General features: G+C 32.3%; 13 protein-coding genes. 7 read left to right on the top strand and 6 right to left on the bottom strand.

All coding sequences use genetic code 11. The annotated features are described in order from the left end of the window. The first annotated feature begins 1 nt into the window (after position 1). From AC4FRF_RS10775 to AC4FRF_RS10750, 6 genes are read left to right on the top strand one after another with little or no spacing between them, the layout of a single operon-like run. Positions 2–3,286, top strand: a complete 3,285-nt coding sequence (locus AC4FRF_RS10775; protein ID WP_491159518.1) for a SusC/RagA family TonB-linked outer membrane protein — start codon at positions 2–4, stop codon at positions 3,284–3,286. An 18-nt stretch (positions 3,287–3,304) separates the two neighbouring features. Continuing rightward, on the top strand, positions 3,305–4,801 hold the full coding sequence (locus tag AC4FRF_RS10770; RefSeq protein ID WP_491159517.1) for a RagB/SusD family nutrient uptake outer membrane protein: 1,497 nt from the start codon (positions 3,305–3,307) through the stop codon (positions 4,799–4,801). Positions 4,802–4,815: 14 nt separating this feature from the next. Beyond that, positions 4,816–6,606, top strand: coding sequence for a fasciclin domain-containing protein (locus AC4FRF_RS10765; RefSeq protein ID WP_491159516.1), 1,791 nt, complete (start codon positions 4,816–4,818; stop codon positions 6,604–6,606). A 27-nt stretch (positions 6,607–6,633) separates the two neighbouring features. After that, complete coding sequence (locus tag AC4FRF_RS10760; RefSeq protein ID WP_491159514.1) at positions 6,634–8,100, top strand: fasciclin domain-containing protein; 1,467 nt, start codon at positions 6,634–6,636, stop codon at positions 8,098–8,100. A 20-nt stretch (positions 8,101–8,120) separates the two neighbouring features. Beyond that, positions 8,121–11,303, top strand: a complete 3,183-nt coding sequence (locus AC4FRF_RS10755; RefSeq protein ID WP_491159513.1) for a SusC/RagA family TonB-linked outer membrane protein — start codon at positions 8,121–8,123, stop codon at positions 11,301–11,303. A gap of 27 nt (positions 11,304–11,330) precedes the next feature. After that, complete coding sequence (locus AC4FRF_RS10750; RefSeq protein ID WP_491159511.1) at positions 11,331–13,079, top strand: RagB/SusD family nutrient uptake outer membrane protein; 1,749 nt, start codon at positions 11,331–11,333, stop codon at positions 13,077–13,079. Between the two features lie 131 nt (positions 13,080–13,210). Here the strand turns inward: AC4FRF_RS10750 and AC4FRF_RS10745 are convergent, their stop codons facing one another. The 4 genes from AC4FRF_RS10745 to AC4FRF_RS10730 all read right to left on the bottom strand — a co-directional run bounded on the left by AC4FRF_RS10745 (position 13,211) and on the right by AC4FRF_RS10730 (position 17,306). After that, positions 13,211–14,119 (bottom strand): pseudouridine synthase, encoded by a 909-nt coding sequence (locus tag AC4FRF_RS10745; RefSeq protein ID WP_491159510.1) that lies wholly within the window; start codon positions 14,117–14,119, stop codon positions 13,211–13,213. 111 nt (positions 14,120–14,230) lie between these two features. Further along, positions 14,231–15,187 (bottom strand): geranylgeranylglycerol-phosphate geranylgeranyltransferase, encoded by a 957-nt coding sequence (locus tag AC4FRF_RS10740; protein WP_491159509.1) that lies wholly within the window; start codon positions 15,185–15,187, stop codon positions 14,231–14,233. A gap of 38 nt (positions 15,188–15,225) precedes the next feature. Then, on the bottom strand, positions 15,226–16,164 hold the full coding sequence (locus tag AC4FRF_RS10735) for a mevalonate kinase family protein (protein ID WP_491159508.1): 939 nt from the start codon (positions 16,162–16,164) through the stop codon (positions 15,226–15,228). 56 nt (positions 16,165–16,220) lie between these two features. Then, positions 16,221–17,306, bottom strand: coding sequence for a diphosphomevalonate decarboxylase (locus AC4FRF_RS10730; RefSeq protein WP_491159507.1), 1,086 nt, complete (start codon positions 17,304–17,306; stop codon positions 16,221–16,223). Positions 17,307–17,410: 104 nt separating this feature from the next. Here AC4FRF_RS10730 and AC4FRF_RS10725 point away from each other — a divergent pair, with 104 nt between their 5' ends. After that, entirely contained in the window at positions 17,411–17,887 is a 477-nt protein-coding gene (locus AC4FRF_RS10725; RefSeq protein ID WP_491159506.1) for a TspO/MBR family protein, read from the top strand. A gap of 14 nt (positions 17,888–17,901) precedes the next feature. Here the strand turns inward: AC4FRF_RS10725 and AC4FRF_RS10720 are convergent, their stop codons facing one another. Further along, positions 17,902–18,372: a DUF1905 domain-containing protein gene (locus AC4FRF_RS10720; protein ID WP_491159505.1), complete on the bottom strand. Its 471-nt coding sequence runs from the start codon at positions 18,370–18,372 to the stop codon at positions 17,902–17,904. Between the two features lie 22 nt (positions 18,373–18,394). After that, positions 18,395–19,138, bottom strand: a complete 744-nt coding sequence (locus tag AC4FRF_RS10715) for a BamP family beta-assembly machinery protein (protein ID WP_491159504.1) — start codon at positions 19,136–19,138, stop codon at positions 18,395–18,397. Between the last annotated feature and the right edge of the window lie 63 nt (positions 19,139–19,201).

Genomic DNA, 19,201 nt, shown 5'->3' with positions numbered 1-19,201 from the left:
GATGAAACAACATATTATAAAAATATTCTATAGCTTTACTTTTGCCTTATTTATTCTGGCAACTTTACCAGCGTTAGCACAGCAACCTGCAGCCTCGTTATTAGTGCGTGGACAGGTTATTGATGCTGCTGATAATCAAACCATTCCTGGTGCTACAATTGCAGAGCAAGATTCAGAAAATCGTACCGTAGGTGGTGTGATTACTGATTTTGATGGTAATTTTGCTATCCGTGTTAAAAATCCAAACAATAAATTAGTGATATCTACTATTGGTTATAAATCAAAAGTTGTATCAATTAATGGTAAAACATCGATTAAAGTTTCTTTAGTTTCAAGTGTTGAATCACTTAGGGAAATTGTAGTAAAATCAGAAAAAATGTCTGATAATGGTTTGTTGAGTATTGCAGACCGTAATAGAACAACGAGTGCGGTTTCCATTAATGCGGCTGACTTAGAAAATACTCAGGCAGCTTCCATCGATGAGGCCTTACAAGGGCGTATGCCAGGGGTTGATATTACTGCTGTGAGTGGTGATCCCGGTGCAGGAATGCAAATTCGTATCCGTGGAACTTCTTCCATTACGGGATCTTCAGATCCTCTTGTCGTTGTTGATGGGATGCCTTATGAAACTTCTATTCCTGAAGACTTTAATTTTGGTTCTGCTGATACACAGGGATATGCAGCATTATTGAATATTGCTCCTTCAGATATTGAAACGATTACAATTTTGAAAGATGCTGCAGCTACGGCAGTTTGGGGTGCACGTGCTGCCAGTGGTGTTTTATTAATTACTACAAAACGTGGAGGTGTTAGTGCTCCAAAGATTACTTATACTTTTAGAGGGACTTATTCTAAATTACCTCCTACAATTCCTATGTTAAGTGGAGATCAATATTCACAATTAATTCCTGAAGAGTTCATGAATAGAAATGGTGTGCCATTGAACACGCTTACAGTTAAAGAATTTCAATATGATCCTCAAGAAGTATATTATTATAAAAATTACGGTCAAAATACCAATTGGATTGATGCGATTACTCAGACAGGTTTAGTAGGTGACCATAACCTTTCTTTACAAGGAGGGGGAGAGAAAGCCAGATATTATAGTTCTGTTGGGTACTACAAACAAACTGGGGTAACTATTGGTACTGGATTAGAAAGATTGAATACTAGGTTAAACTTAGATTATGTTGTTTCTGATCGTATTCGTTTTAGAACAGATATATCTTATACGCATACAGATACACAACGTAACTATGTTAATGGTACTAGTGATAGTGCAGATCGTTTAAGAGGTGTTGCTTATACTAAAATGCCAAACATGAGTATTTACGAGTATGATGAAATGGGGAATTTAACACCTAATTATTTTACACCAATTTCAAATGTACAAGGCACGTATTCAGGTACTTATAATCCTGTGGCAATGGCTGAATTTGCCAAAAATGATCAAGCAAGTGATCGTATCGTACCTCACTTTAATTTAAAAGTTGATATTGTTCCAAATAAATTGATTTCTACATTTGATCTTCAATTTGATTATAATAGTACAAAAACAAAATCATTTTTACCTCAGAATGCTACAGGAAGACCTTCGACAGAAACTGTTGTGAATAGAGCTGCAGATGCTGATTTTGATTCCTCTAATATTATTACTAAAACGAATGTTATCTATACACCAGATATTGGTAAAGATCAAACATTTCAGGCTTTACTGTCATTACAATCTAATGATTACAGATATGTTTCGCATCAAGCAATGACTTCTAATACGGCTTCTTCTTTGTTTACTGATCCTTCTAATCCATCTAGAACACAAAATTCTGAATTACAATTATATACTAATAATAGTCAATCTAGAAGTGTAGGTGCTTTAATTAGTGCTCAATATGGTCTGTTTGATCGTTATATTATTAATGTAGGTTTACGTGGAGATGGGAATTCTAAATTTGCGGCAAATAATAGATATGGATTGTTTCCTTCTATTTCTGGACGTTGGAGAATTTCAGGTGAAAAATTCATGGAGAAATATGATTTTGTTGATGACTTAAGTATGCGTATTAGTTACGGACGTTCAGGTAGGGCGCCTCGTTATGATTATCGTTACTTTAATGTTTATAGTAATTTTGATACACAATATTTGGGACTTAATGGAATTTTTCCTTCAAACATGGAGTTAACTAATTTGCGTTGGGAAACTTTAATTGGTAAGAACTTAGGCTTTAACTTGCAAATGTTTGATAAACGCATCATGATTGATGTAGATTTATATCAAAATACTACTAAAGATCTTTTGTTTAGTAACCTAGATTTAAGTTCTGTATCTGGATATGATAAATTATCAGACCAAAACGTAGGATCTATGCAAAATCAAGGATGGGAAGTAGGTTTGTATACTACGCCTTTCAAAACAAAAAAATGGAAAGTAGATTTTAATTTTAATATTTCGTCCAATCAAAACATGATTAAAGAAATATCTGAATATTATCCTAGTGAAAGTGGAAATACAGATAGAAATGGACAATTTAAGCGTTTCCTTCAAGTTGATAATCCATTTGGTTCTTTTTATGGATATCGTTTCAAAGGAGTATATACAGATTTAGAAGCTACTAAAGCTAAAGATGCTTCAGGTAATGTAATCATAGGTCCAAATGGTCAAGAGGTATTTATGCGTTTTAATTACCCAACTGTTGATTATGTATTTCAACCAGGAGATGCTATCTATGAAGATATCAATCATGATGGAAATATAGATAAGCGTGATGTTGTGTATTTAGGAAATAGTAATCCTAAATTAGCTGGAGGTTTTGGTCCATCAGTAAGTTTTAATAATCAATTAAAATTATTACTTTATTTCACATACCGTTTGAATTATGATATAGTTAATGGTACAGATATGAATACTACTAATATGTATGGATGGAGTAATCAAAGTACTGCTGTATTAGCTAGATGGCGTAATCCGGGCGATGTAACTAATATGCCTCGAGCTGTTTATGGTGCTGGTTACAACTGGTTAGGTTCTGATCGTTATGTAGAAGATGCTTCTTTCTGTCGTTTGCGTTCTGTAACACTTAGTTATAATTTAGGTAAAGGTCTTTTGAAAAAATTAAACTTAGATGATGTACGTTTTTATGTTACAGCAGATAATTTATACACTTTCACTAAATATAGAGGACAAGATCCTGAGGTAAGTATGAGTAGTGGTCCTTTTGGTATTGCAATAGATAATGCAGCTACACCACCTACAAAACGTTTTACTTTCGGTCTAACAACTCGTTTTTAATAAAATAATACTTTGATTATGCAAACTAAAATAAAAACAATATTAGCCATCTTAATCCTCTTTGTTACGGCAAGTTCCTGTGATAATTATTTGGATTTACGTCCAGAAAATGGAATAGTTCGTGAGGAGTTTTGGAAAACAAAAGAAGATGTTCAAGCAGCCGTGATAGGCATTTATTCCTCTATGTTAAATTCACCTCCAGGTGTTGGTGATTTTACTATGACTGAATATTTGTTTATGTACGGAGAATTACGTGGAGATATGATAGGTCCTGGTGGTAATGTTACTGAGGATGAAAGAGCCATTATGACTTCAAATATCATTGCTTCTAATGAATTGACAAGTTGGTCGGCATTTTATAGAACTATCAATTATTGTAACACTGTAATTGATTTAGCTCCAGCAGTTAAAGATTTAGACCCAACTTTATCCCAAACGCAATTAAATAATTATTTATCTGAAGCTTTGGCAATAAGAGCCTACTTGTATTTTACTTTAGCTCGTACTTTTAAAAATGTACCTTTGAAATTGAAACCAACTTTGAGTGATCAGGATAATTTTCAAATCGCTACTTCATCACAGGTTGATGTTTTTGCTCAGGTAATAAAAGATTTAAAATTAGCTGACCAATATAGTGTAGAAGATTATGGAGATAATGCTTCTAACAAAGGACGTATTACCACTTATGCTATTAATGCAATGCTTGCAGATGTATATTTGTGGACGGATAATTATCAAGGGGCAATTGATGCAACAAATAAAATTATTGAATCTGAAAAGTTTGCTTTAATTGATCCTTCAGGATCTTGGTTTAACACAGTGTATGCTAAAGGAAATTCTAAAGAAAGTATCTTTGAATTTCAATATACTACAGCAAATTTACCGCCATTTTATAATATATTCCTACAAAGACCTCAGTTTATAGCTGCAACAGATGCCTTAGAGCAGTTTTATGGTATAGACAATGATGATGCAAATAATAAAGATATCCGTGGAGAAAGAGCATCCATAGTTCCTGGAACCAATCAAATATACAAATATGTTGGATTAACGAATGATGTTCGTAAAGCACTTCAAGATTCTGATACGCACTGGTTTGTGTATCGTTATGCTGATGTTTTATTGATGAAAGCAGAAGCGTTGGCTTTGTCACAACAAGGTCAAGAAGCACTTGATATTGTTAGTGATCTACGTTTAAAACGTGAAGCTATTGACATAACGGCAGAAGACGTAAGTTCAGAGGATCCGGATCAAATATTAAATTATATATTAAGAGAACGAGGAAGAGAATTTGCATTTGAAGGAAAACGTTGGTTCGATATTCTTCGAATGGCAAGAAGAAATAATTATGCAAGAATTGATATAATAATTGATGCTGCCCTTTTAAGTGCTCCAAGTGATCAACAGCAGTCTATCAAAGCAAAATTACAAGATCCTAATAGTCACTATTTACCAATTAATACTTTTGAACTTTATACAAATAAAGCACTTGTACAAAATCCATTTTATAAATAATAAAAAATTAAGTCATGAAAAGATATTTAAGATTGCCTAGCCTGATGAGACTTACTTTAGTGTTTTTGATAGCTTTAGTGTTTCAAAGTTGTTCTGAACAAAAAATCAAGGAAAGTACTGATGAAACTCTTAATATTACCGAATATTTAAGAGCAAATCCAGATTATTCTATGTTTTTAGAAATATTGGATCTTACTAACTATGCCTCATATATGAATACTTATGGTACCTATACACTTTTTCTTCCAACAAATGATGCTGTTCAAGCTTATTTGAATGATTTAGGTGTAAGTTCTTTGGCAGAAGTTCCAATTGATGATTTGAAAGATTTAGCTAAGTTGCATATTATTGATGTGAAAGTTAATACTACTTCTTTTACTGATGGTAAAATTGCTACTCCAAGTATGTACGGACAGTATTTGATAACTGGAGCTTCAAATAATGGTGAAATTTCTAGTGTTACAGTAAATAAAACATCAAACATTGTGGCATCAAATATTGAATTAGGTAATGGAGTTGTTCATGTGATTGATAAGGTTCTTCGTGTAGCTAAGAAAACTTTGGCTCAAACTATTGAAGATGATCCTAATCTATCTTTGTTTACCGAGGTTTTAAAAGTTACGGGTTGGTTTGAGAAATTAAACAAACCATTGACTTATGATTCTAATAATGTAGCAAGTTATTTAACTGTATTAGCGCAAACGAATGATGTTTATGATAATACTACTTGGTATGATCCAATTGCTGAAGAGACAATTACTTTAAATACTATTGAAAATTTAAAAAGAAGATATAGCAAGCCTGTAGGTACCGCAACCGTTGCTGATCCTACAAATCCTGCAGACAGTTTAAATCTATATGCCGCTTATAGAGTTTTACCTGGACTTAAGTATTTAGCAGATATAGCCACTACACCTGCCTTAGTTACTCAAGCTCCTTTAGAAATTATTAGTACTAAATTAGATGTAGAAACTATCTTGTTAAACGAAGATGAGTTTAATGGTGTTTTAGAAAAAGGTGTTGCAATTAATAGACCTTTAAGTGATGTAACATGTTCAAATGGGGTATTGCATTATGTTGACGGTAACTTTGCAATTAAAAAGAGAAATCCTGCACCTGTTTATTTCGAGTTTACTGACATAGCAGAGTTTAGAAAAATGACTACTTACTGGAGAAAACCAATCGGTACACCTTATCCTATTACTGATGATGTTAAGGTTTTTAAAGGCCAAGCTGGCATTGATGTTACATGGGATTTAAAAACAGCTAGTGATAGTAACGGTTGGATTGCTTATACAAAAGCTGCATCTGGAACAAGCATTACATCAGGAGTTGGTGGTTGTTGGAATGGCGATGTTATGGAAATATTTAGATTTAGAGATGCAAATGTTCAAAACATTGCTTTGACTACTCCTGTTATAGTAAAAGGGAAATATAAAATCTGGATTTCTTATCGTCAAAAAGGTGCTAAATTAGGAAATGTTAAAGTTTTCTTTGATGGAGTTGAATTACCTAGACAGGTGAATTTAATGGAAGGTGGAAATACTGATACTTCAGGAACACCAGAAACTGTTTTAGAATCACAAGGATATAAAAGATATGCTTACCCTTGGTCAAGCAGGGTAAATTGTAGACTTGTTGGTGTTGTAGAAGTTCCGACTACTTCTAGACATACGTTGACATTACAAAGCCAAGGGAATTTTGGGGATAGTTGTTGGTTAGATATTGCAGAGTTCCGTCCGGTTGATATGGATCAACTATGGCCTAAATTTGATGCAGGGAAAGGTACTTTGAGATACCAATAAAATAAATAGAAACTTAATCAATTACAAATGATATCAATAAAAAGTAAATATAAAAGATTATTCGCTAGTGTTTTGACACTAGCAATAATCTCTTGTTCTAATCCATGGGATGATCGCGAAAACAATGGCGATTCTAACCTTAATTATAATTTAACAGAAGCTATCTCGAATACACCGGAAACATCTCAGTTTGCAACATTATTAGTGCAATCTGGTTATGATAAGGTACTAGCTGATTCAAAATCGTATACTGTTTTTGTCCCAACTAATGATGCTATGGCTGAGGTTGGTTCAGAAATTTTAAATAATCCGGATGCTCTTAATAGGTTTGTTAGAAATCATATTGCATTAACAATATTTTCTTCTGTAAGAAAAGAAGAAGAAACTCGAATTAGAATGTTAGGTACAAAGTACTTAGTGTTTAAAGGAAGTACAATGATTGATGACGCTACAATTGTTAGCGCGGATCATTATACTAAAAATGGGGTTTTTCATATTGTAAATAAGGCTCTTGCTCCTAAAATGAATATCTGGGAGTATGTGAAATCTCAAGCGGGGAATTCAGCTATGAGTGATTATTTATTAAGTTTAAAAGATTTTAATATTTATAAATCTGATAGTATTTCTAAAGCATTATCAAAAACTATTGGAGCTGGTTATCTTTCAGATTCATTGACAAATTCGTATCTTAAAAATGTATATAATTTGAATAATGAAAGAAATGAATATACATTATTTTTAATGGAAGACACTGGTTATGATGGCGAGGTTACAAAGTTAAAACCGTATTTGATAAAAGCATCTAATGATGCTGCAATTGATTCAACAGCTATTTATTCTGCTTATTTTGCAACTCGTGATATGGCTTTTGCTATGAAATATGAAAAGGATGATTTGCCTGCTACCTTGACTACTAAATATGGTGTTGAAGTTGCTATTGACAAAACTCAAATTGTAGGGGAGCCAATTCATTTAAGCAATGGAATTGTTTATATCATGAAAAAAGTTGATGTTGCTTTAGATAAAAGACTGGTAACTACACAGATTGAAGGAGAGAAGCTTAAAAATTTCATGCCATCAGATAAAAGATCTTATGTTTTATTTAGAGATAGAATAGACCCTGCAGGTGTGCTTTTTAATGATGTCTTTGTGTCGAATCCTGGTGTGAGTCAGTTTACACTAAATTATAGTGCAGCTGATATGTTTAGTACAACATATCAAGTTTATTGGAGAGCTTATAACAATAGGTCTGGTGCAATTTCACAAAAATTAAGAGTAGGAGGAGAATATGATGAGAATGGTAATGTCATTAATGAAATCAAAGACTTAGGTTATGTAAGTGTTCAACCTAATGTATTTGATGATATATATATAGGAGACGTTACTTTAGATAAATCAGGAAATATTGATTTGATATCATTAATTGCTGGAACAAGTAGTTCAAGTGAACTTACTCTTGATTATTTAAAATTTGTTCCTCAAGTTAAACCATAATATTCTATAAAAAAATAGTTATGCTAAAAATTATAAAACTAACCTGTCTAGTAAGTGTGTTTTTTGCTGGGGAATTATATGCGCCTTTGTATGCTCAGGATACTCAGAAATCAACAACAGCTAAAACAATAAATAAAAAAACAAAAGGAATTCTTGTAAAAGGTGTTGTCAAAAGTGCAGCAAATAAGCAAGGTTTATCTGGAATAAATGTTGCAGTTGAAGGATTTTCTGCTGCGATAACCAAAGATGATGGTAGCTTTGAAATCAAAGTTCCTAACCTAGAAGCATTATTAAAAATTAGTGGTGAAAATTTTCAAACGGAAGTCCATGCACTTAGAAATAAAGAGGAAGGAATTGAAATCTATTTAGGTGAACCTAACTACGCTGCAACTTATCAAATTGCAAATATGGCACAGGGACCAAAAATGCAGTATGCTAATACTCATGCTGCATCTGTTGTAGATTTTACTAAAGATCAATGGTCTAATCCAGTTCATGAGTCAGTTGGAGGTTTTCTTCAAGGTAAAGTGGCAGGTTTAAATACTGTTCGTAGTTCAGGTACTCCTGGTGCAGGAAGTTATTTATCACTACGTGGATTTAACTCGCTTTATGCTACAAATAAGCCGTTGATTATCGTTGATGGTGTTATCTATGATGATGAAGATTATGGTTCCGGAATAATTCAAAATAACATTAATTCGCCTTTAGCTAATATTGATGTAAAAGATATTGAAGATATTACAGTAATTAAAGACGGAACTTCTTTATATGGTACTAAAGGAGCTAATGGAATTATTAAAATTACAACAATTCGTCCTGACCAATTGTCAACAAAAATTGACTTTACCATGTATGGTGGTGTAAATCAAGCACCAGATCAATTACCTTTATTAGGTGCTGATGCATATCGTACTCATATGTCACAATTAGAAGTGTCTCGTGGATTGTCACAGTCACAAATTGCTTCACTACCATATATGAATGATGTGCAAAGTATACCAGGGTATTTTAAATATCAGAATAGTACTAATTGGCAGGATCAAGTTTTTAAATCAAGTGTGAATCAAAATTATTTCTTGAAAGTAAGAGGAGGGGATGATATTGCTAAATTTGGTTTGTCTGTGGGTTATTTAGATAGTAAAGGTATCATTGCGCAAACAGATAGTAAAAGATATAGTACTCGTTTAAATGCAGCTTTAAAGTTAACTACTAAACTTTCTGTTGATGCCAACTTGTCGTTTATTAATAATGTGCAAGATCAATGGGATCAAGGTTATGCATACAAAACAAGTCCTTTGTATTTAGCATTAACCAAGTCTCCTTTTTTAGCTACAAACGATGTTAATGATGCAGGGGAATTTTCTCCTAATTTAGCTGATGTTGATTATTTTAATGTTAGTAATCCAAATGCAATTCTTAAAAATGGTTTTGGTTTAAATAAAAACTATCGTTTTTTCGGAAATCTTAAATTTACTTATGATTTAAATAAAAATTGGGATATCAACACTATATTAGGATTGACTTTGAATAAAGAGCGTGAAACATTCTTTATTCCAGATAATGGTGTAGCTGATCTTGTATTGCCTACTGCATTTGCTGGAAACCGATCTGGAAGTGAGGTTCAAAGATATAATAGTCTTTACACAGATACATATGCTAATTATGTAAAAAACTTTAATAACGATCACAATTTAAATGTTCGTTTTGGTTTAAGAGCACAAAAAAATAATTCAGAAAGTGATTTAGGTTTAGGTTACAATGCATCAACAGATGATTTTACAAGTGTTGGTGCTGGATCTAACTTGTTACGTCAAGTAGGTGGAGCTTTAGGAGAATGGAATTGGTTAAATATTTATGCTAATGCTGATTATAATTATAGAAATAAATATTTCTTGACAACTAATTATGCAGTAGATGGTTCTAGTCGTTTTGGAGATAAAGTTGATGGTTCTAATAAATATGCATTGATGTCTTCTATTTCTGGAGCTTGGATGGTTTCTTCTGAAGGGTTTATGAAAAACCTAAAAGTTATCGATTATTTAAAATTAAGAGCTGGTTATGGTTATAGTGGTAATGATGATATTGGAAATTTCACAGCTCAGAAATATTATATTTCTCAAAACTTATTAGGAATGCAAGGTCTAGTAAGAGGTAATATTGGTAATCCAAACTTGCAATGGGAAAAGGTTGAAAAATTCAATGTAGGGGCTGATTTCGGAATTTTCAATGAAAGATTAAATGCTTCTATCGATTTGTTTTCAAATAGAACACGTAATATGATTATTTACGAATCTGTTCCTAATGTAAGTGGTTTCGATTATTTAGTGAATAACAGTGGTGCAATGCGTACGACTGGTGCAGAACTTGCTTTAAATACGCGTGTTATTAAATCAACTGATTTTATATTTGATTTAGGTGTTAATGTTAGCCGTTACAAAAACGAAATCCAAGGTTTACCTGGAGGAGATATTTTGACGCAATTTGCAGGAGCTACTTATTTAACTTCAGAAGGTAGAGATGCTAATTTATTTTATGGTTTAAAAACGAATGGAGTTTTTAGTACAACAGCAGATGCTGAAACAGCTGCTTTAAATAGACGTCTTCCAAATGGAGAATTAGTTCCTTTTACAGCTGGAGATGTTCGTTATGTGGACACTAATAATGACCACGTAATTGATAATAGTGACCGTATGGTAATAGGTAATCCTAATCCAGATTTAACAGGTAGTATTTCGACTAATTTTACATACAAACGTTTTAATTTACAAGCTTTGTTTAATTTCTCTATAGGAAATGATATCTATAACGGATTACGTTACAATTTAGAGAAAATGAGTGGTTATGAAAATCAAAGTACTGCTGTAGCTAACCGTTGGATTGCCGAAGGTCAACAGACTAAAATACCTAAAGCAGTTTGGGGAGATCCAATAGGAAATGCTGAGTTTTCAAGTAGATGGATTGAAGATGGTTCATATTTAAGATTAAAAACCTTAGTGTTAGGGTATGATTTTAAAGTAAATGATATGAATTATATTAAATACGTTAAGCTTTATGCTAGTGCTGATAACTTGTTGACGTTTACGAAATATTTAGGTTATGATCCTGAATTCAGCGCTACTTCTTCAATTTTTGGACAAGGAACGGATATTGGTCTAGCGCCACAGTTTAGAACAATTCAGTTAGGATTACGTTTAGGGCTTTAATTTTTTACAATACGAAACAATATACAGATGATAACAAAAATAAAAACAAAAACAACTAAAGGTCTTGTATCAGTAGTGTCAGCAATGACACTACTATTAAGCCTAGGTTCCTGCCAGGATTTTTTAGATGTAAAACCTGAAGATAAACTAGTAGGAGATCAGGTGTATCGTAATGTTTACGATGCCGATGCTGCTGTAATAGGTATTTATGGAAAATTCATGGGATTAGCTGAAAAATATGTTATTCTTAACGAAATGCGCGCCGATTTAATGACGACTACCAGAAACTCTAGTCCTTATTTAAAGCAATTATCTTTACATACTGAAACAGCAGAAAATCCATATGTTAGTCCTAAAGAATTTTACGTAGTTATTCAAGCTTGTAATGATGCATTGAAAAATTTCGATATTATGTTGGCTGATAAGAAATTTACTCAATCTCAATACGATCAACGTTATGCTGATATTGCTTGTATTAGAACTTGGATATATCTTCAATTAGGAATCCAATATGGAAGTGTACCTTATATTACTGAACCTATTGAAAATGTAGAAGACGTTAAGAATATTAATAAATATCCTAAAATTGCATTTAATCAGCTTTTAGATAAGCTTGTTACTTTTGCTGAAGGATTGACCTACAGGGAAATGTACGATTCTCAAAGTAGTTTGTTAATTACCGTTGATGGTTATGATACTTTAAAATTCTTTATCAATAAAGAATGTTTGTTAGGGGATTTAGAGCTTTGGAAAGGTAATTATCAGTTGGCTGCTTCTCATTATAAAAATGTAATGGATAGTGCTCCAACTTCAGGAGCAAATCAATTTGATTATTACAAAGTAAAATATGCAGAGGTAATCACTAATGAAGATTTAGCAGTGGGTTACTTAAGAAATTTTGAACAAGATGCAACAACCTTAGTTGATGTTAATAATAAAGGTTGGCGTTCTATCTTCGGAAGAGATAGGGATATGTTATGGAATACAGAATGGGTTTGGAATTTACCTTTTGATAGTGATTTTGCTCCATCTAATCCATTTATCTCCTTCTTTTCTAAAAATTCAGGAGATTATTTAGCTAAACCTTCTCAAAGTGCAATTGATCGTTGGGATTCTAATAGACAAATCTTTGGATATCCTTATGATGCTCGTGGACCTAAATTTACTTATAAGATGGTAAGTGGTGATCCGGTAATTATGAAGTACCTTTATAAATTTGAAGCTGCTGGTGATCAGTTTAAAAGAGAAGGAGAATGGTTCTTATACCGTGCTGCTAAATTACATTTGCGTTATGCTGAAGCGGCTAATAGAGATAATAAACACAGAGTTGCTTATGCTATTTTAAATAATGGTATTCAATCAGAATATAATAGAGAGGGCTTGAAATCAGATACTGATGATGTTACAAATGTAATGCAGACTAAGTTGCCTTATCCTTATGATTTTGATGGTCGTCGTGGGTTACATCCAGATATTAGTGGTTTATGGCATAGAAATGCAGGAATTCGTGGTCGTGCAAGATTAGTAGCTGCACCTGTAGTAGGAGATAGTTTAATTTCAATTGAAAATAATCTTATTGATGAAGCTGCACTTGAGTTAGCTTATGAAGGAAACCGTTGGGAAGATTTGGTGCGTATTGCTAGACGTAGAAATGATCCTTCGTATTTAGCGGATAAAATTTACGATAAATTGAACAAAGAAGGCAATGCTGAAGCAACTGAAGTTCGAACTAAATTAATGAATCCAAATAACTGGTACTTGCCATTTATCTGGTAATAATAGATTAAATAATTCGTAAAGAAAAAAGCTGTTTCATTTAATTGAAACAGCTTTTTTCTTTTACTACATTAAATATTAAAACCGCCTTAAATTAAAATAAGGCGGTTTCATTATTTTATATGGGTACTTTATGTATTCTTCAAATTGATGATTTCCTGATCAGTAAGTAGTCTCCAGTTGCCACGAGGAAGGTTCTTTTTAGTCAAACCGGCAAAAGCAACACGGTCAATTCTTAAGACATCATAATCAAAATGCTCAAAAATGTTACGAACCACTTTTACATTAGACGTTTTTAATTTTAATCCTATTTCACTTTTCGCTTCTCCTTCGATATAACTAACTTCTTCCACATAAACTCGGTGTCCATCTAGAACTAATCCTTTGTTTATTTTTTCAAGATCTTCAAATTTTAGGTTTTTATCCAATGAAACTTGATAGATTTTAGATGATTTTTGATTAGGCAGAGAAAACTTTCTAATCATATCAGTATCATTGGTAAATAATAAAAGACCTGTAGTGTTTTTATCCATTCTTCCTACAGCTGCAATTTTGGCTGTAGTAGAACCTTTTACTAATTCTAAAACATTTCTGTATTCCTGTCCTTCGTCTAATGCAGTAGTGAAGTTTTTAGGTTTATTCAATAAGATATATACTTTTTTCTCAGGGGTCAATTTTACTCCGTCAAAATTTACTTCATCTCCAGGTTTTACCAAATATCCCATTTCGGTTACAGGAACGCCATTTACTTTTACATTTCCGGATTGAATATAAATATCAGCATCTCTGCGGGAACAAACTCCCGAATTTGAAATGTATTTATTTAAACGTATTTCGTCTTTTGCTTTAGCTCTCTTAGGGGCTTGATTCGGTTTTTTTTCTATTTTTTTAGCAGCTTCTTCGGCCGCTTTAGCACTAATCTTTGCTTTTTTAGGCCCTTGTGCTCTTTTAGGCATAGCAGGTTTTGGCTTATTAGAGCTTGGTCTAGAACTATTTGGTCTGGAACCTCCTCTTTTATTATTGCCTTCCTTGTTATTCATAATAATCTATAATTTTTGCAAAGATAGTATTTATATAATTGTTAATTGATTAAATACAATTATAAAACACTAACTGTCTTTGTGATATGTTTTTGGATGATTTAGAATTGTCTAGAACGATAACAATAGTTTTTTGCCATGCCATAAAACACTTGGGTCTATTAATACAATACAGAATACTCCTGAAACAATTAAAAACTTCAGCACATTATGAAGTACTAAAAATTGAATTTTAGTATTGGATTTCCATAAATACAACAGAAAGAAAATTAAAATAATGAGACTGGAATAGAAGTAAATGTCCATATAACCCACATCGTAAATTTCAATTAAAATATATACCGGAAATAAAGTAAGAAGGGTTAAAATACTGATTATTGTTTTTGAAGTTGTTTCTCCAAAAACAATAGGAACCGTTTGGTAATCATCCGCCAAATCACCTTTTATATTTTCTAAATCTTTAATCATTTCTCTTATGAGTAATAATAAAAAGAGAAATGTAGCATGGGCAAAAATAACCATAAATTGACTTTTGTAGCTTTCGATTTCGTATAAAGGAAGTTTAGTATAATAATACAATAGTATGGCAAAAAAAGGAAGTACTGCCATTAAAGAAGCCATTAGATTTCCAACCAATGGATATTTTTTTATTTTATGAGAGTAAAACCAAATTAGAAAAATATAAACCGAAAAGAATAAAAATGCCCTCCAGGAAATAAACAAGGCTATTAGTGCTGCAATAAAATTTAGTGTAAAGTAAACCTTTAGTTTAGTGCTTTGACTCACTAAACGGTCTAGCATAGACTTGTTAGGTCGATTAATTAAGTCTTTCTTACTGTCGTAAAAATTATTGATAATATAGCCGGAAGCGATGGTTATAGAAGAAGCAAAAACAATAAGGAACAAGTTAAAATCAAGCAAAATGTCCAAAGCTCTTATTTCCGGAGCAAGTATAAATATAGCCGATAAGTACTGCGCTAAAATAATGATAGGAATGTTGTAGCCTCTAATAACAGAGAACAGACTGATGATTTTTAACGCTAAAAGTTTGTGCTTTCTACTAAACATTTTAGACAGTTATAATGATTTTTACTATAAATGTAGTTTTAAAATTGATAAACTACTTCTAATTTATAGTCTTTTAACGAAGTTTTAGCACGCTCCAAATCTTCTGTAAAACCAAGAATATAACCTCCTCCGCCAGAACCACATAATTTTAAATAATAATCATTGGTTTCAATTCCTTTTTGCCAAATTTCATGAAATTGTTCAGGAATCATTGGCTTAAAATGATTTAAAACTACGCGAGATAATTTTTTAGTATTACTGAACAAAGATTTCATATCACCACCAAGGAAATTCTCCACACAGGCATCCGTATATTTTACAAATTGATTTTTTAGCATGGCGCGGAATCCTTTGTCTTTCAGATTTTCCATAAAAATGTTAATCATCGGGGCAGTTTCGCCAATAATTCCTGAGTCTAAAAGGAAAACTGCGGCTTTGCCATCAAAACTTTGTGATGGAATTCCAGTTGCTTCGATATGATCTTTAGAGTTGATTAGGATTGGAATACTCAAATAGCTATTTAATGGGTCTAAACCCGAACTTTTTCCATGGAAAAAACTCTCCATTTGGGAAAATATATTTTTTAATTCTAATAATTTTTCACGAGTTAAATTTTCTAAAACCGTAATTTTATTCTGAGCATATTTGTCATAAATAGCAGCGACTAAAGCTCCGCTACTACCTACACCGTAACCTTGAGGAATACTGGAATCAAAATACATTCCAGTGTCAATGTCAGTCTTTAAAGTTTGTAAGTCAAAGGAAACTAAATTTGTTTTTTCGCTTTCTAAGGCCTCCAAATAGTCAGCAAAACGTTTCAAACTGGCATTAGAAGCAATAGCCTCCGTTGAAGGATTCTCGTTTTTCTTCAATGCACCATTATAGAAATTATAAGGAATAGACAATCCTTTCGAATCACGAATAATTCCATATTCTCCAAAGAGTAATATTTTTGAGTAAAATAAAGGTCCTTTCATTGAAGTTTTCTAGATTTAAGTGTAAAATAGAGATGTAAAGTAAAGATACTAATAATTTATTCTATATGAGCAGCTCCATTTCCAATTTCGTCACAAATGTACTGCCCATTTTGACAATAGCCAACTAATTCGTCTTTAATAAATTGCAATATTGTTTCTTTGTCCTTATTTGGGTATAAAACATGCACATTGGCACCTGCATCCAGCGTAAAACAAACAGGGATTTTAGTTTCATTTCTAAACTTCCAAATTCTATTGATAATTTCCAAAGTATTAGGTTTCATTAAAATAAAATAAGGCATTGAGGTCATCATCATAGCGTGTAATGTCAATGCTTCGCTTTCGACAATCTCGATAAATGCTGCCAGTTTTCCGTTTTCGAAAATTGAAATTAATTGATCCAGGTTTTCATGTGCTTGCGCAAATCGTCTTTCGGCAAACGGATGGTTGTGCATTAAGTCATGTCCTAAGGTGCTGGAAACTTGCTTTTCTCCTTTGTCGACCAGTAAAATGGTATCTTGAAATTTTTTGAAATTCTCATGTATAGTATAAGGAAGTTCTACACCAAATTCATCCGAACTTCCTTCAATATTAGCTTGACTTCCCCAAACAACCACTTGACCTTTTACACTTCGACAGGCGCTTCCAGAACCTAAACGTGCTAAGAAAGAAGCTTTTTGATAAAAATATTCTTGAGTCATTGCTGGATTTAAAACTTTTTCTAAACTCATTAAGTTCATGGCTAATGCTGCCATTCCCGAAGCTGAAGAAGCAATTCCGGAACTGTGCGGAAATGTGTTTTGGGTATCAATTGTAAAATGATAGTCTTTCAAGAAAGGCAAATAGATTTCTATTCTTTCAAAGAATTTTTGAATTTTAGGTTTGAAATCTTCTTTGGTTTTTCCTTCAAACAACAAATCGAAAGAGAAATTATCATTGTTAGTTTTTTTAGAAAAAGCCAATTTGGTAACTGTTTTACAGTTATTTAAAGTAAAACTCACCGATGGATTGGCTGGAATTTGATTGGCTTTTTTTCCCCAATATTTTACTAAAGCAATGTTACTAGGTGCGCTCCATTGAAACTGACCGCTTTCTAAAGTTTGAGAATATGAAGTTGGAATAAAATCCTTTGCTGTGAACATGAATGATAAAATTTGCGCAAAGATACTTTTTTTGATTTATTCATACATTTCTTTATTTGTTCAATCGGTATAAAGTTTTTGATTATTTTTGAAAAAAAAGAAAAATGAATAAGATTACTAAAATACTTGCGGTTGTTGTTACTTGTTTGGCTATTGGTTATTTTTCAGGAATTGTAACACGCTCGGCTATTTTAGATTGGTATCCTACATTGGTGAAGCCTAGTTTTAATCCGCCCAATTGGGTTTTTGCACCTGTATGGAGTATGTTGTATATTATGATGGGAATTGCTGCAGGATTAGTTTGGGATCGAATCGATTATGATAAAGAAATAGTAAAAAAAGCATTGCTAATCTTTGCCGTTCAGTTAGGCTTAAATGCTTTATGGTCGTATTTGTTTTTTGGTTTACACAATCCTATGTTAGCAGGATTAGAAATTATCGTTTTGTGGTTGATGATATATGAGACCTATTTGCAATTTTCTAAAATCAATAAAATTTCGGGTTATCTGTTTATTCCTTATTTGGCTTGGGTGAGTTTTGCGGCGGTTTTGAATGCTAGTATTTGGTGGTTGAATAGATAGATTTATAATTTAAGTTAAAACTTTTCTCCTTTAATGATTTTGTTAATCGTAGACGCTATTCGTTCTACTTTTGTTTGGTCTTTTTTTGCAGCATAAATCCAATCAATATATGCTTTTTGTTCTCCTTTTGATAGGTCTAGGAAATTTTCATAAGCTTGCGGTTCGTCTTTTAAGCAAAGTACCAACTCATTTGGGATTTCAATATCAGAATTGTCTTTGTATAAAATGACTTTAACATAATCTCCAGCTTCCTTTTTTATCTTTTTTCTAACTGCAGCCCTCAATGGAAGAAACAATTTCCCATTGCCCATGGGTATTAGTTTGTAGTTTTTTAATTCGTAATCATCAATACTTCCACAAACAGTTACCCAGCCAAAAGGAGCTTTTTTATCTTGGATTATTTCGGGGATAACTGCATACGTCCAACCACCTTTTCCTGAAAATTTTTCCAAAAGGTATTCCTTATCAACTAAAGGTTTTTCCATTGCATAAAATAATAAATGTAATTTATTCTGGAGCGTGTATCTTCTTGAATTCAAGACTTTTTTTATACAAAAAATCCATTAATACAAGATCATTTGAATTTTCGGATAAGGTATTTTTTGATTCAGGATCAAAATTGCAGAAAGTAAGGAAAGATTCTACTTCCTCTTTTTTTAATTTTAAAGTTTCGGTGTAGAATTTTTGATCAAAATTTGCTTTCGCTACTTCTTTAAATTCTTCGGGATTAACCGCTTTTTCTTTTTTACCTTTAAATAATCCTCCAAAAAGCATTTTGCCTATTTTAACAAAATCCATTCCGTTCTCTATCGTTCCATTATTTACGCCAGGATTTTTCAAAGTTTTTGCCTTTTTTTGCATTGCAATTTCATGATTCTTTTCCTTCTCCCATTTTTCATCAAATTTCCAGTCTATATCTACTCGATGAATTACAACTTCTTTAAGTTCTTCGGGTGTTTTATCAATTCGAACGATGATGTTATTAGTGTTTAAATCTTCTAAATTTAATTTTATTCCTTTCAAAGTATAGTCTTTGACATAAAATAGAATACTATCGTTTACGCTTGCCGAAAGTATAAATTCTCCTTTTTCGTTGGTTCTTGTGCCTGTTTGTGTATTTTTATTAATAACATCAACATTTTGGAGAAAGAAATTATCAGACATCACTTTTCCTCTAAGCAATTTGTGGTTTTGAGAATGCATAAATTGACTAATACAAACAAGTAAAAATAGGAGTAATTTTGATTTCATCTGATTTTAATTTGTAAGTAAAATTACGGTATTTGTATTAGAGTATTCTTAGGCTTTACTGTA

The organism is Flavobacterium sp. ST-158 (assembly GCF_058309975.1).
The sequence above is the reverse complement of the archived record's forward strand: the minus strand, read 5'-3'. Positions and strand labels throughout refer to the sequence as shown.

Excerpts from the sequence above, each read along its gene's own strand:
- AC4FRF_RS10775 (WP_491159518.1), top strand. The coding sequence starts at position 2 with ATGAAACAACATATTATAAAAATATTCTATAGCTTTACTTTTGCCTTA.
- AC4FRF_RS10770 (WP_491159517.1), top strand. The coding sequence starts at position 3,305 with ATGCAAACTAAAATAAAAACAATATTAGCCATCTTAATCCTCTTTGTT.
- AC4FRF_RS10765 (WP_491159516.1), top strand. The coding sequence starts at position 4,816 with ATGAAAAGATATTTAAGATTGCCTAGCCTGATGAGACTTACTTTAGTG.
- AC4FRF_RS10760 (WP_491159514.1), top strand. The coding sequence starts at position 6,634 with ATGATATCAATAAAAAGTAAATATAAAAGATTATTCGCTAGTGTTTTG.
- AC4FRF_RS10755 (WP_491159513.1), top strand. The coding sequence starts at position 8,121 with ATGCTAAAAATTATAAAACTAACCTGTCTAGTAAGTGTGTTTTTTGCT.
- AC4FRF_RS10750 (WP_491159511.1), top strand. The coding sequence starts at position 11,331 with ATGATAACAAAAATAAAAACAAAAACAACTAAAGGTCTTGTATCAGTA.
- AC4FRF_RS10745 (WP_491159510.1), bottom strand. The coding sequence starts at position 14,119 with ATGAATAACAAGGAAGGCAATAATAAAAGAGGAGGTTCCAGACCAAAT.
- AC4FRF_RS10740 (WP_491159509.1), bottom strand. The coding sequence starts at position 15,187 with ATGTTTAGTAGAAAGCACAAACTTTTAGCGTTAAAAATCATCAGTCTG.
- AC4FRF_RS10735 (WP_491159508.1), bottom strand. The coding sequence starts at position 16,164 with ATGAAAGGACCTTTATTTTACTCAAAAATATTACTCTTTGGAGAATAT.
- AC4FRF_RS10730 (WP_491159507.1), bottom strand. The coding sequence starts at position 17,306 with ATGTTCACAGCAAAGGATTTTATTCCAACTTCATATTCTCAAACTTTA.
- AC4FRF_RS10725 (WP_491159506.1), top strand. The coding sequence starts at position 17,411 with ATGAATAAGATTACTAAAATACTTGCGGTTGTTGTTACTTGTTTGGCT.
- AC4FRF_RS10720 (WP_491159505.1), bottom strand. The coding sequence starts at position 18,372 with ATGGAAAAACCTTTAGTTGATAAGGAATACCTTTTGGAAAAATTTTCA.
- AC4FRF_RS10715 (WP_491159504.1), bottom strand. The coding sequence starts at position 19,138 with ATGAAATCAAAATTACTCCTATTTTTACTTGTTTGTATTAGTCAATTT.